Here is a 12908-nt window from a genome sequence, read left to right as displayed (position 1 = left end):
CTTCATGCAGATCACCCGCAGCTCCGTCGACACCGTCAAGGGGCCCGCTGACTGGTTCACCGGCGACGTTTACATCGATGCCGTTGCCGCGGCTCCGCAGCCCTCCCGCGTCAGCGCCAACCTCGTGCACTTCATGCCCGGCGCCCGCACCCACTGGCACCGCCACCCGCTGAGCCAGACCGTCTTCGTCACCGAGGGCGTCGGCCTGTGCCAGCGGCGCGGCGGCCCGATCGAGGTCATCCGGCCCGGTGACCGCGTCCTGTTCGTGGCGGACGAGGAGCACTGGCACGGCGCTGCTCCTAACCGCCTCATGGTCCACCTGGCCATCAACGAGGCGGACGCCGACCACGACGTCGTGCACTGGCTGACCCCCGTCACCGACCAGGAGTACGCAGCCGCCCCCGCCGCCGCCTGACCCACCCCACCGCTTGGACAAGGACCTCCATCATGCGCGTCAACGCCTGCGCAGCCCCCGCCGCCGGCCAGCCGCTCGCTCCCACCACGATCGAGCGCCGCACGGTCGGTCCGAACGACGTCCTCATCGCCATCGAGTACGCCGGTATCTGCCACTCAGACATCCACACTGTCAACGGTGACTGGGGCCCTCAGCCCTTCCCCGTCGTCCCCGGCCACGAGATCGTCGGGACCGTCAAAGAAGTCGGCTCCGACGTCACCCGGCACCGGGCCGGCAACCGCGTCGGGGTCGGCTGCATGGTCAACTCCTGCGGCGAGTGCGCCGCCTGCCGCGGCGGCGACGAGCAGTACTGCGCCAACGGCACGGTCTTCACCTACGCGAGCGCCGACCGCGACGGCACCCACACCCAGGGCGGCTACTCCACCCACGTTGTCGTGGACGCCGACTTCGTCCTGTCCGTCCCCGAGAACCTGGACGCCGCAGCAGCCGCCCCGCTGCTGTGCGCGGGCATTACCACCTACGCGCCGCTGCGCCGCTGGGGCGCGGGCCCCGGCAAGCGGGTGGCGGTCGTCGGCCTGGGCGGTCTCGGCCACATGGCCGTCAAGATCGCTCACGCCATTGGCGCCGAGGTGACGGTGCTGTCGCAGTCACTGAAGAAGCAGGAAGACGGCCTGCGCCTGGGAGCCGACCACTACTACGCGACCTCCGACCCGGACACCTTCACCAGCCTCGCCGGTCGCTTCGACGTCATCATCAACACCGTCAGCGCCGACCTGGACACCAACGCCTACCTCGGCCTGCTGGCCATCGACGGCGCCATGGTCAACGTCGGCGCCGCCCCCGGACCGCTGACCGTGAACGGCTTCCTCCTGGGCGCCCGGCGCATCGTCACCGGTTCCATGATCGGCGTCGCCCTGACCCAGGAGATGCTCGACTTCTGCGCCGAGCACGGGATCGGCGCCGACATCGAAGTGATCCCCGCCGACCAGGTCAACGAGGCGTACGAGCGGGTGCTTGCCTCCGACGTCCGCTACCGCTTCGTCATCGACGCCGCCACCTTCGCCTGACCCCTCCCGACGGCGGAGCAGACACGGCCCCAGAGCTGCCGGGCCACCGCGCGGTGCAGCCGCCGCCGGCCCTCCACCGTTCACAGAGCGGGGCCTGCTCATCCGGCCGCGCCGCCACAGAAAGGACCTCTCACCCATGCAGTACACCCATCTCGGCCGCAGCGGTCTGCGAGTCAGCCGGCTCGCGCTGGGCACGATGAACTTCGGCGACGCGACCGACGAGGCCACCAGCTTCACGGTCATGGACGCCGCGGTGGAGGCGGGTATCAACCTGTTCGACACCGCGGACGTCTACGGAGGCCCGCAGTGGCCCGACATGCCGCAGGGCTACGGCCTGTCCGAGGAGATCATCGGCCGCTGGCTCGCCCAGGGCGGCGGACGCCGCGACAAGGTCGTGCTCGCCACGAAGCTATACCAGCCGATGGGCCTCGGTCCGAACGACAAGTACCTGTCCGCGTACAAGATCCGCCGCGCCGCCGAGGCCAGCCTGCGGCGCCTGCAGACCGACCACATCGACCTCTACCAGATGCACCACATCGACCGGTCGACCCCGTGGGAGGAGATCTGGCAGGCCATGGAGCAACTCGTCCGCGAGGGCAAGATCACCTACGTGGGCAGCAGCAACTTCGCCGGCTGGCAGATCGCCACCGCCCAGAGCGAGGCCCGCACCCGCCACTTCATGGGCCTGATCAGTGAGCAGTCCCTGTACAACCTCACCGCCCGCACCATCGAACTCGAGGTCATCCCCGCCCTGCGCCACTACGGCATCGGACTCCTCCCCTGGAGCCCGCTGGGCGGCGGACTGCTCGGCGGAGTCCTGAAGAAGATCGAGAACGGGCGCCGCGCGTCCGCGCAGATGCAGCAGACCATCGAGCGCCACCGGCCCCAGCTGGAGGCGTACGAGAAGCTGTGCGCCGAGATCGGCGCACAGCCCGCCGACGTGGCGCTGGCCTGGCTGCTGAACAACCCCGTCCTCACCTCCGTGATTACCGGCCCTCGCACCCCCGAACAGCTCGCGGCGGGCCAGAAGGCCCTCGACGTGCACCTGTCGGACGACGTCCTGAAGCGGCTGGACGAGATCTGGCCCAGCCCCGGTGGCGAAGCCCCCGAGGCATACGCCTGGTAGACCACAAAGAGACAGCCGTTTCCGCCAAGCTCGCAGGTTGGCGAGGACGGCTGTGGTCTTCGTGTGCGAGTCGGGCTGTTCAGCTGAGCTCGACCCCTGTTTCCTCGGCGAGCACCTGCCGGAGCCGGTCCTGGAACGCCTCGTCGTACACCGCCGGGTGGGGCTGCTGCCGCTGCCGGTGGTACCAGTACCTGCCCGTTGTCAGGGCCTGCGAGTCATCGCTGGCTGCGAGCCATGCCTGGGTCTGATGACCGAGCTCCAGATGGTCCGGCGCGCCCGGGCCTCCCATCTTCGTCGGCACCCAGCCCGGATCCACGGCATTGCTCGGTGTGCCGGGCCGCAGCCGCGCCACCATGGCCGCGAGGGCGGTCACGTACAGCTTGCTGTCCGCGTAGGAACCAGAGCTGAGCCCCATCCAGTCGATTCCCTGAAGGACGGGCCGTCCGCTGTAGTGCGAGCTGCTGCTCAGGTACACCAGCCGGCCGGGTGTAGGCATCAGGGCGGTGAGCAGGTACGGGGCGATGACGTTGACGGGCGTGACGGCCGGACCGCTCCACACACCGGCGTTGTGGATGACCGCATCGAGCGGTGCAGCCTCGTCGAGTGCGCTGGGCCATTGGCCCGTTCAGGGTTGCGGGCGTGCACCACCACCCGGTGGCCGCGGGACAGCAGGGCATCCGCTGCCGCACGTCCGAGCCCGTCGGCGGAACCCGTCACCAGGATCCGGCTCATGCCCGCACCCTCCTCCACATCGACGTCAGGAGCACGCGCTTCGCGCCTCCTGTGATCCCGACGCTCAGGCCGCGCCAGGGATGCACTGCCAGTACACCCCTCATCCGTAACTCGATCTCCCCGCGACGTGCCGGTTTCCTGGATAAGGCGGCATACGGAGACCCGCCCTTACCGCCCAGCCCACCCGCCCCGAGGAGACAGACCGTGTCCAGCGCCATCGCCCGTATGGCCCCCGCCCTGGCCCTCGTCCTGGCCCTGGCTGCGGCGGCGTGCATCACGAGCCGGCCCACGCCGTCGTCCGAGCCCTCCACCGCGCGCCACCCGCCACCGGGCAGCGAGGCAGCGTCCGAACCTTCCGACAGGAGCACCCCGATGAACCTCCGCCTGACAATCGACGGCCACCAGGTCGAGGCCACCCTCAACGACAGCGCCGCCGCCCGTGACCTGACAGAACTCCTGCCGGTCACCCTGGACATGGAGGACTTCCACCAGACCGAGCGGATCGCCTACCCGCCCCGCAAACTCGACACCACGGGCGCCCCCGCGGCCTCGAACCCGAAGGCGGGCGACCTCGCCTACTACGCGCCCTGGGGCAACCTGGCCTTCTTCTACCGCGACGGCGATCACTCCCCGAACCTGGTCATCCTCGGCCGCCTCAATGACCGCGGCGACATCGACCGGCTCGCCGCAGCGAAGCGCATCCGCATCGAAGCCTCCGCCTGACCGGGCCCCGCCTCCTCAAGCCCCGTGCCCTGCGCGTCTCGTCCGAAAGAGATCTCCCCGCATGCCCTCCACCTCCACGACCGCTCCCGGCAGAATGCCCGCCGTCGTCTGGGTGCTCGCCGCCGCCGCGTTCCTGATGGGAACCACCGAGTTCGTCATCGCCGGCCTGCTGCCGGACATGGCCGCCGGCCTCGACGTCAGCACCTCCCGCACCGGCCTCATGATCACCGTCTTCGCGATCGGCATGATCATCGGCGGGCCCGCCATGGCGCTGGCCACGCTGCGCGTGCCGCAGCGCATGACCGTCATCCTGTCCCTCGCGGTCTTCGCCGCCGGGCACGTCGTCGAAGCCGCCAGCAGCTCCTACACCGTCATCCTCGCCGCCCGCTTCGTGACCGCACTGGCCACGGGCGCGTTCTATGCGGTCGGCTTCGTCCTCGCGACCGCCGCCGCAGGGCCCGAGCGGTCGACCCGAGCCGTCGGGATGATCATGGGCGGGTTGACCCTGTCCAACGTCATCGGTGTGCCCCTCGGCTCGTTCGCGGGCCAGCTCATCGGCTGGCGCGGCCCCTTCTGGGCCCTCGCCGTCCTGGCAGCTCTCGCCGCAGCGGTCATCGGCCGCTTCCTGCCCGCCACCGGACAGAACGCACAGGTGTCGATGCGCGCCGAGATCAGCGCCCTGCGCAACACCCGGTTGTGGCTCGCGCTCATCGCAGCCGTCATGATCATGGGCGGTGTCCTGGCCGCCTACACCTACATCACCCCGCTGCTGACCGACCGCGCCGGCATCCCGGTGAACGCGGTCCCGCTGGTCCTGGTCGCATACGGAGTCGGCGCCGTGGCCGGCACCACCATTGGCGGACGCATGGGCGACCGGCGCCCTATGACCACCACGATCACCGGCGCCGCAGCCACCGCCCTGGCCCTCGCCCTGCTGATCCCGCTGTCCACCAGCGCGGCGCCCACCATCGTCCTGGTGGCCCTCATGGCGATGACCGGCTTCACCCTGAACCCCATCGTCACCTCCCTGGCCGTCCGCTTCGCCGGCGACGCCCCTACCCTCACTGCCGCGCTGACCACCTCCGTCTACGAGACCGGCGTCGCAGCCGGCTCGGCCATTGCCGGCGTGGCCCTCGGCTCCTCCCTCGGCCTGACCGGACCTGCTCTGGTCGGCGCCGTCTTCGCCGCCCTCACTCTGCTGCCCCTCATTGCGCTCGCCCTACGCGGCACCCGCACCGACGCACGCGTCGTCGCCCAGCAAGTCCCCACGGACCGTGCGGACGAGATCGTCCCGCAGGACGCCCCCGCCTAGTTCTGAACCACCCGGCTGCGCCAACGCGCCGCACCGCCTCACACCTGCTGCAAGGAAAGAACCCGCCCATGCCCTCCACCCCGTCCGCCTCGCGGACCGGCACGCTCCCGTTCGTCGTCTGGGTGCTCGCCGCCGGCACCTTCCTCATGGGGACGACCGAGTTCGTCGTCGCCGGGCTGCTGCCCGAGATCGCAGGTGACTTCGGCGTCAGCGTCTCCCACGCCGGACTCCTGATCACCGCATTCGCCCTCGGCATGATCATCGGCTCCCCGACGATGGCGATAGCCACCCTCCGACTGCCCCAGCGCCAGACCCTGATCCTGGCGCTCGCCGTGTTCAGCCTCGGTCACGTCGCCGCCGCCCTCAGCGGCTCCTTCACCATCGTCCTCGCCGCCCGCGTCGTCACCGCGCTGGCCACCGGCGCCTTCTGGGCCATCGGCATGGTCATCGCCAACGCCGCCGCCGGACCTGCCGCGGTGACCCGCGCCACCGGGCTCATGATCGGGGGACTGACCCTGGCCAACGTCATCGGCGTCCCCGCCGGATCTTTCGTCGGCCAGTACATCGGCTGGCGCGGCCCCATCTGGGCCCTGGCCATCCTGTCCGCCCTCGCCGCGGCCTTCATCGGCCGCTTCATCCCCGCCCAGGAACGCGGTGCGACCGTCTCCCTGCGCGGCGAGTTCAAAGCCCTGCGGCAGGGCCGCCTATGGCTCGCGCTGAGCTCCGCCATGCTGATCATGGGCGGGGTCATGGCCACGTACACCTACATCACCCCGCTGCTCACTGAGCGCGCCGGGATCCCGGAAGGCGCCGTCCCCTTCGTGCTCATCGCCTTCGGCGTCGGCGCGCTGGCCGGCACCACCACCGGCGGCCGCCTCGGCGAACGCCGCCCGATGGCCATCACCCTCACCGCGGCCGCGCTCACCGCGCTTGTCCTGCTCCTGCTGATCCCGCTGTCCACCGACGCGGTCACGGCCACCGCGCTCGTCCTGCTCATGGGCTGGACTGGCTTCACGGTCAACCCCGTGGTCACCGCTCTCGCCGTCCGCTTTGCCGGTGACGCCCCCACCCTCACCTCCGGCCTGACCACGTCCGCGTTCAACGTCGGCATCGCCGGCGGCTCGGCGGTCGCCGGCCTGGCCCTCGACTCCGCAGGACCGACCGGACCCCTTGTCGTTGGCGCCGTCATCGCGGCATGCACCGTGCTGCCCCTCACCGCCCTCGCCCTGCACACCCGGCCGCGCAGCTCGCGCATCGTCGCACAGCACACCCCCACCATCGAGCAGACCGAGGAGCTCACCCCCTCAAGGCACCAGTGACAGCCAAACTGGGCACGTGACCGAAGCTGCCATCGTGGCGCAGCTGTCGGGCGTGGTTGGCCCGCATCGGACTACCCGCCCATGACCGCCTGGCGAGCAGCCCCGTGTCGCCTGAGCACGCACCGCGCCGGCAGGTCGTCCTGGTGGAGCCCGCACTGAGCCAGCTGGCGAAGCTGACCGCGGCTGAGACGCACCGCCTGGACCGCGTCATCGTCGCCATCAGCGTCATGCCGCTTCGCAGCCGTGCGGCACGCCGTCCCTGCAGTAGGGGAGGGTGTGCCGCACGGTGCGGTGGCGGTGCTGGTGGGGTTCACCGGCACCGCCGGTGGGCTATCAGTGGCGGCCGTCGTGGCGGTTGCCGCCCCAGGACGTCTCGTCGATGAAGCGGCCGTGGTCGTTGCGGAGGGTGGCGGTGTCGGAGTGGTTGTCCCAGACGTAGTTGCGGCGGTCCTGGTAGAGGTCGGTGTCGGTGTCGCGGCCTCGGCCGGCGTGGACGCGGACGGTGGAGCGGCCGTCCAGGCGGTAGTGGTCGAAGGTGTAGCGGTGGCCGTCCTCGTCGCGCAGGGTCCAGCCGTCGAGGTTGACGGAGCGGCGGCTGTTGTTCGTGATCTCCACCCATTCCTTGTTCAGGGAGCGGTTGGAGCGGTCGTCCCGGCCCGGGGGGTTGTACTGGACGTCGCTGATCTCCACGTTCGGACGCTGCGCCCGGTGGTCGTGGTCGGCGGCGGTGGCCGGCACCGCGAGGGCCGCGGTCAGCGCGCCGACCGTGAGGGCGGCGGCGGTCAGGCGGCGGGCGGTGAGGGACTTCGACACAGGTTCCCCCTGCTGGTGCGGGCACCACTTGTTGGATGACCCGGGCAGCGTGGCTCGAACGAGAACACCAACAGCCTGTTGCGGTAGTGCCTCCGGCAAAGACACCGGCTTGCCCCTCCACAGCGGGAGAGCCTCGACGCCGTTCACATCGGACTCATTGGTCGCCTACGCAAGACGCTCGGCTGGGATTTCTCAGCCGAGCGTCTTGCGTAGACTGCTCGCGGCCCGATCAACATGGCCACACGGTGCGCGACGCCTCATCAGCCCGCCGGCGCTGGAGGGTCTTTTCCGTCTGTCTGCGGTCAGACCTTGGCGGCCGTGCGTGTCTTGATGGTGAGGGCGGCCGCGGTCATCATGAGCGCGCCGAAGAGTGCGGCGCAGGCGTACATGGTGAAGCCGATGTCGGCGTTGCCTGCCTCGATGAGGGCGCCGCCGATCCAGGGGCCGAAGATGGCGCCGAAGCGGCCCATGCCGGAGACCCAGCCGAGGGCGGTGGGGCGGTCCTCGTCGTTGTGGTGGGTGCCGACCGTTGCGTAGACCATGGTCTGGCCGGAGAAGAGCAGCAGTCCGGCGAAGAAGACCACCGCGTACAGGACGCCGACCGACATCTTGACGCCCATGAGGTAGACGAAGACGGCGGTCAGGACGAACCAGGCGATGACGACCTTGCGTGGGCCGATGCGGTCGGCGGTGCGGCCGGCGATCAGCATGCCGCAGATGCCGCCGACGTTCAGGAACGTCGAGAAGAGCAGTGAGTCGCCGGTGTCGTAACCGAGGTCGACCATGATCTTGGGCAGCCACTGGCCGACTCCGTAGACCAGGAGCAGACCCGCGAAGGAGGTCAGCCAGAAGCACAGGGTGGTGGACCACTGGCCGTGCCGGAACAGGTTCTTCAGAGCGTCCAGCTTGTCGCCGTGGTTCGCCTTGGGCTCGGCCAGTTCGGTGCCGTAGTCGGCGGCGAGCAGCTCGGCGTCGGCACGCCGGCCGCGGGTGAGCAGGTTGGTGGGCGACTCGGGCAGCAGCTTGAAGGCGACCGGGAGCAGGATCAGGGCGGGTATCGCGGAGGCCAGGAAGGCCCAGCGCCAGCCGTGGTCGTCGACCAGCCAGAGCGCGATCAGCGGGGCCAGGGCGCCACCGGTCTGGTGAGCGGTCATGATGACGCCGGTGGCGAGGGCGCGACGGCCGCGGCTGGTGAACTCCATGCCGTACGAGATCGCGATCGGCAGCAGTGCGCCGAGGCCGAAGCCGCACACGAACCGGAAGAAGCCGAACTGGCCCGAGGACTGCGACCATCCGGTGCCCAGCGTCGCAAGGGTGAAGATCACGACGCTGACGAAGACGGTGACGCGGCGGCCGATCCAGTTCGAGGCCATGCCGGCCAGGATCGTGCCGAGCAGCATGCCGAAGTTGGCGTAACTGCCGATCGTGCCCGCGGTGTCCGGGGTGAGGTCGAGGCTGTGGCCGCCGAGCATCTTCGGGAGCACGGAGCCGTAGATGAACGTGTCGATGCCGTCGAGGAGGACGAGTCCCCAGCACAGGGCGATGACGGCGGTGCGGCTGCGGCGGGCCGCTGTCCCGGTCGCCTGGGCGAGCGGGGAGGTGGCGGAGGAGGACATCGTTGTTTCCTCTCGTGCGGGACGTCAGGACAGGGCCCTGGTCCCTGGCTGCAAGGGCGGTGGGGCCGGTGCGGCTCGCGCGGCCGGTGGGGAGGACGGACGGAGCATGCCCCTGAGCTGCGGACTCCGCGCGGGGGGAGCCTCGAGCTCGCTGTGGCGTAGACGTTAAGAAGCCATTCCCGCTACGTCAACACTTTTGTTAACAATCTAAGCAACAATTCGGCCCCGGGGTCAGGCGGGCCGTCCCCCGGGACCGTAAGAGACAGATCAGATCAGGGCCGCACGGGCGGCGTGCCGTGCGTGTGGAAGGATTCGATGGTCTGCAGGCCCCATGCCTGACCCTTCCTGCGCTCCTTCTCGGTCCAGGTGATCAGCGGCCAGTCGGGGGCGAGGACGAGGCGGGTGAGCGGGTTGCAGAGTTCGATGCGGTTGCCGCCGGGCTCGTAGACGTAGAGGAAGAACGTCTGCTGGATGGCGTGCTTGTGCGGTCCCGTCTCGATGAAGACACCGGTGTCGATGGCGAGGTCGGCGGCGCGCAAGATGTCCTCGCGGGTGTCGGTCGCGAAGGCGATGTGGTGCAGCCGGCCCTCACTGCCGGTCCAGTCCTCCGTGTAGACGACGTCGTACGACTTGTTCGTAAAGGTCAGCCAGCGTGCCGCGATCTTGCCGGAGTCGAGCCGGATCTGCTCGGTGGGGCGGGCGCCGAGGAGTTGTCCCTGCCACTCGGCGTTGGCGAGGACGTCGGCGGCGAGGAAGTTGATGTGGTCCAGGCGGCGCACTCCCACGCCCCTGTTGGGCTTGGCCTGCGGCTGGTTCTTCAGCGCCGGCTGCAGCTCCTCCGGGGCTTGGTAGTGCTCACTCTCCCAGTACAGGGCGTGTTCGTGGCCGTCCGGGTCGGTGGTGACGTAGAGCCGGCCGAGACCGGGCTCGTCCTCGGCCCACTTTCCCGTGCCGCCCGCCGCCTCGATGGCCCGCACCCGGCGCTGGAGCGCCTCCTCGCTGGAGGTCCGCAGAGCGAGACGGCCGAGGCCGGGCTGGTCGCGGGCGGTGAGGACGAGGCTGTACTGCTCGTAGTCGTCGAAGGTCCGCAGGTAGACAGTGTCGCCGTCCTGTCCGTTGACGGTCAGGCCCAGGTAGTCGGTGAAGAAGCCGACGGAGGCGTCCAGGTCCGGGGTGAACAGCTGGGCGTGGCCGATGTGGGCGATGTCGCCGAGAGGCGGGGTCATGAGCGACCTCCTGTGGGTGGTACGGGGAAGACGGAGCCATCGAAGATCTTGCGAGCAGTGCGAACGACGGCGGTGCGACGTGCCCTCAGGCCGCCCTCGGGGACGCAATCGATGCTGCTCTCGATGTCCGTGAATCCGCTGGGATGCTCGATGCGCAGCCGATCGCCCTCATCAGGGAGGACGGCTATACCGTGCGCGACACTTCCATGGATCCGCAGCCCGGCCGCCACGCTCGCGGCGCCCAGGACGCCGATGGAGGTGTGGACGCGGGCGGGGATGAAGGTGCGGGTGCTGACGGCGCCGCCGTGGCGGGGCGCAAGGAGCAGGGTGAGCTTGGGGACGGTGGCTCCGGTGACGTCGCCGAGTCCCATCAGATGCCCGGCTGCCAGCCGGATCTCCTGGAGTCGGGCGGTCAGTTCCCGGTTGCTCTCCAGGTCCTTCGGGTCCTCCTGACCGGTGACCTCGAGGGCCTCAGCCGGGATCAGGACGGTCGGCATCCCGTTGTCGACGCACGTGACCTCGATGCCGGCGACCGTGTCGCGCGCTTTCCCCGTGGGCAGCAGCTCTGCCTTGCCCGGTGGGAACTCGATGACGACGGCAGCGGCGCTCCCGGGAACTCCGGAGATCTGCGTGTCGCCGCTGTAGTCGACGCGGCCGTCAGGGGTCGGGAACGTCGCCGTGGCGAAGTCATCGGAGTTCACCATGCGGATGCGCACGGACGTCTCGCTGCTGCCTGCTCGTACGAGTCCGCGCTCGACGGCGAACGGTCCGACCCCTGCGAGCAGGTTGCCGCAGTTCTGGCGCTCCGAGACCTCTGCTTCGTCAACGGCGACTTGGAGGAAGAGGTAGTCGACATCGGCCTTAGGGTCGGCCGACGGGGACACCACGGCGACCTTGCTCGTGAGCGGGTGGGCGCCGCCGAGGCCGTCGATCTGGCGCGGGTCCGGGCTGCCCATGACCCGCAACAACAGCTCGTCGCGGACTCTGTGTTCAGTGGGCAGGTCGTCGGCCAGGAAGTAGGCGCCCTTGGAGGTGCCGCCGCGCATCAGCATGCAGCGGACCTCCGCGGGGCCGGTCACGACTCGGCCTCCTCATGCGAGCGGTAGGTCACCCCGAGCCTCGTGAGCGTCTCCCGCAGCCCGTAGCGGTCCAGGCCCAGCTGCCCCTCCTGAAAGGCGGCGCGGGCCGCGGACTCCTTCCGCTCGCGGGCCTCGGACGCCTCGGCGGTGTCGCGGGCGCGCTCGCGCGGGACGACCACCACGCCGTCGTCGTCGGCGACGATTACGTCACCGGGGCGGATCACCTGGCCACCGATCACGATCGGTACGTTCACGCTGCCGCCGGTCGCCTTGACCGTGCCCTGCGGACTGACGGCGGCGGACCATGCGGGGAAGCCCATCGCGCGCAGTTCGGCCGTGTCGCGGATACCAGTGTTCAGGACGACGCCACGCACCCCACGACGGGCGAGGGCCGTGGCGAACAACTCGCCGAACAGGCCGTCCGCGCACGGCGAGGTGGTGGTGACGACGAGGATGTCGCCCTCACCGCACTGCTCGACCGCCGCGTGGATCATGAGGTTGTCGCCGGGCCAGCACAGCACCGTGACAGCGGTGCCCGCGACACGCACACCTTGCTGAATCGGCCGCAGATGCGTGCCGAGGAAACCGGTGCGGCCCATGGCCTCGCCGACGGTGGCCGTTCCATAGCCGGCGAGCAACTCGACCTCCTTCGTCTCGGCCTTGGGCGGGTTGGTGACGATCACGCCGGGCATCAGGCGAGCTCCTTCGCGATCTGCGGGTAGGGCCGCATGTACGCCTCGGCCATGGTCCGGTGCGCCAGCCCCAGGTTGGGGCCGGCGTTGCGCTTGAGCTGGACACCGCGGCGGACGGCCAGATCGGTGTAGTAGTCCCACAGGTGCTGCTGGGCGCCGAGGCACTCCATGGCCTTGCGCTTGGTCTCCCACACCTCGGTGATGTCGAGGAGGACCTCGGGCCTGAAGCCGCTCATCTCGGGCTGGTGCGGCTCGAAGTAGAAGACGGGCGGGGCTCCGATGATCTGGCCCTCGCCCGGATAGCCGATGGCCTGGGCGAGGACGCGGGCCTCCAGGGCCATGCGGTTGGCGGCCGGGTGGTCGCCGTTGTACGGGTCCTCGACCGGGTGGGTGAGCACGACGTCGGGCTGCGTCTCCCGGTAGACGGCAACGAGTTGGTCGGTCAGCCCGGCCGTGGCGACGAGCGGATAGTCTCCGGCGTCGAAGAAGCGGACCTCGGCGCCGAGCGTCGCGGCAGCGCGCTCGGCCTCCTCGCGGCGGATCGCTTTGATCTCTTCGAGCTTCTTCCCCTCCCGCCACGCCTTCGCCGACTCGCCGCGCTCGCCGAAGGTCAGGCACGCAATGGTGACTTTCTCGCCCCGCGAGGCGGCCAGGGCGATGGCGCCACCCGCCCGCCACACGAAGTCCCCGGCGTGCGCGGTGACGACGAGAGTCGATCGGGGCGGAGTGTCGGCGGGTGCGCCGTTGCCGTGGGTCATGCTGATTCTCCTTGGTGACAGTGCCGCGCC

The 12908-nt window shown here is 70.0% G+C and carries 14 protein-coding genes; 6 read left to right on the top strand and 8 right to left on the bottom strand.

What is annotated here, in order from left to right; genetic code table 11:
- Nucleotides 1-4 precede the first annotated feature (4 nt).
- The 3 genes from ACIRG6_RS26060 to ACIRG6_RS26050 all read left to right on the top strand — a co-directional run bounded on the left by ACIRG6_RS26060 (nt 5) and on the right by ACIRG6_RS26050 (nt 2608).
- Nucleotides 5-415: a (R)-mandelonitrile lyase gene (locus ACIRG6_RS26060; RefSeq protein ID WP_364683082.1), complete on the top strand. Its 411-nt coding sequence runs from the start codon at nt 5-7 to the stop codon at nt 413-415.
- A gap of 29 nt (nt 416-444) precedes the next feature.
- Nucleotides 445-1482, top strand: coding sequence for an NAD(P)-dependent alcohol dehydrogenase (locus ACIRG6_RS26055; protein WP_403324862.1), 1038 nt, complete (start codon nt 445-447; stop codon nt 1480-1482).
- A gap of 136 nt (nt 1483-1618) precedes the next feature.
- Entirely contained in the window at nt 1619-2608 is a 990-nt protein-coding gene (locus ACIRG6_RS26050; protein WP_403324721.1) for an aldo/keto reductase, read from the top strand.
- 79 nt (nt 2609-2687) lie between these two features.
- Here ACIRG6_RS26050 and ACIRG6_RS26045 read toward each other — a convergent pair whose 3' ends face one another.
- Nucleotides 2688-3167: a Rossmann-fold NAD(P)-binding domain-containing protein gene (locus tag ACIRG6_RS26045; protein ID WP_403324720.1), complete on the bottom strand. Its 480-nt coding sequence runs from the start codon at nt 3165-3167 to the stop codon at nt 2688-2690.
- Entirely contained in the window at nt 3104-3340 is a 237-nt protein-coding gene (locus ACIRG6_RS26040) for an SDR family NAD(P)-dependent oxidoreductase (protein WP_403324719.1), read from the bottom strand. The genes ACIRG6_RS26045 and ACIRG6_RS26040 overlap by 64 nt, the downstream gene beginning before the upstream one ends.
- A 204-nt stretch (nt 3341-3544) precedes the next feature.
- On the opposite strand from ACIRG6_RS26040, the gene ACIRG6_RS26035 reads away from it, so the two are divergent.
- The 3 genes from ACIRG6_RS26035 to ACIRG6_RS26025 all read left to right on the top strand — a co-directional run bounded on the left by ACIRG6_RS26035 (nt 3545) and on the right by ACIRG6_RS26025 (nt 6694).
- Nucleotides 3545-4063 (top strand): cyclophilin-like fold protein, encoded by a 519-nt coding sequence (locus ACIRG6_RS26035; protein ID WP_403324718.1) that lies wholly within the window; start codon nt 3545-3547, stop codon nt 4061-4063.
- Between the two features lie 61 nt (nt 4064-4124).
- Nucleotides 4125-5375: an MFS transporter gene (locus ACIRG6_RS26030; RefSeq protein WP_365021041.1), complete on the top strand. Its 1251-nt coding sequence runs from the start codon at nt 4125-4127 to the stop codon at nt 5373-5375.
- A 68-nt stretch (nt 5376-5443) separates the two neighbouring features.
- Nucleotides 5444-6694: an MFS transporter gene (locus tag ACIRG6_RS26025; protein ID WP_403324717.1), complete on the top strand. Its 1251-nt coding sequence runs from the start codon at nt 5444-5446 to the stop codon at nt 6692-6694.
- A gap of 333 nt (nt 6695-7027) precedes the next feature.
- On the opposite strand, the gene ACIRG6_RS26020 is transcribed toward ACIRG6_RS26025, so the two are convergent.
- The 6 genes from ACIRG6_RS26020 to ACIRG6_RS25995 all read right to left on the bottom strand — a co-directional run bounded on the left by ACIRG6_RS26020 (nt 7028) and on the right by ACIRG6_RS25995 (nt 12878).
- Complete coding sequence (locus ACIRG6_RS26020; protein WP_403324716.1) at nt 7028-7507, bottom strand: lamin tail domain-containing protein; 480 nt, start codon at nt 7505-7507, stop codon at nt 7028-7030.
- Nucleotides 7508-7809: 302 nt separating this feature from the next.
- Nucleotides 7810-9123, bottom strand: coding sequence for an MFS transporter (locus tag ACIRG6_RS26015; RefSeq protein ID WP_364683097.1), 1314 nt, complete (start codon nt 9121-9123; stop codon nt 7810-7812).
- A 272-nt stretch (nt 9124-9395) separates the two neighbouring features.
- Nucleotides 9396-10349 (bottom strand): catechol 2,3-dioxygenase, encoded by a 954-nt coding sequence (locus tag ACIRG6_RS26010; protein ID WP_364683099.1) that lies wholly within the window; start codon nt 10347-10349, stop codon nt 9396-9398.
- Nucleotides 10346-11428, bottom strand: a complete 1083-nt coding sequence (locus tag ACIRG6_RS26005) for a 4-oxalomesaconate tautomerase (RefSeq protein WP_403324715.1) — start codon at nt 11426-11428, stop codon at nt 10346-10348. Before ACIRG6_RS26005 ends, ACIRG6_RS26010 begins: the two co-directional genes overlap by 4 nt.
- Nucleotides 11425-12120 carry a 4-carboxy-4-hydroxy-2-oxoadipate aldolase/oxaloacetate decarboxylase gene (locus ACIRG6_RS26000; protein ID WP_364683103.1) on the bottom strand — a complete coding sequence of 232 codons (696 nt, stop codon included), beginning with the start codon at nt 12118-12120 and terminating at the stop codon, nt 11425-11427. Before ACIRG6_RS26000 ends, ACIRG6_RS26005 begins: the two co-directional genes overlap by 4 nt.
- Nucleotides 12120-12878, bottom strand: a complete 759-nt coding sequence (locus ACIRG6_RS25995) for a PIG-L deacetylase family protein (protein WP_364683105.1) — start codon at nt 12876-12878, stop codon at nt 12120-12122. Before ACIRG6_RS25995 ends, ACIRG6_RS26000 begins: the two co-directional genes overlap by 1 nt.
- Nucleotides 12879-12908 lie beyond the last annotated feature (30 nt).

The sequence above is a fragment of the Streptomyces flaveolus genome (assembly GCF_044765825.1).
Taxonomy (GTDB): Bacteria; Actinomycetota; Actinomycetes; order Streptomycetales; family Streptomycetaceae; genus Streptomyces; species Streptomyces flaveolus.
The sequence above is the reverse complement of the archived record's forward strand: the minus strand, read 5'-3'. Positions and strand labels throughout refer to the sequence as shown.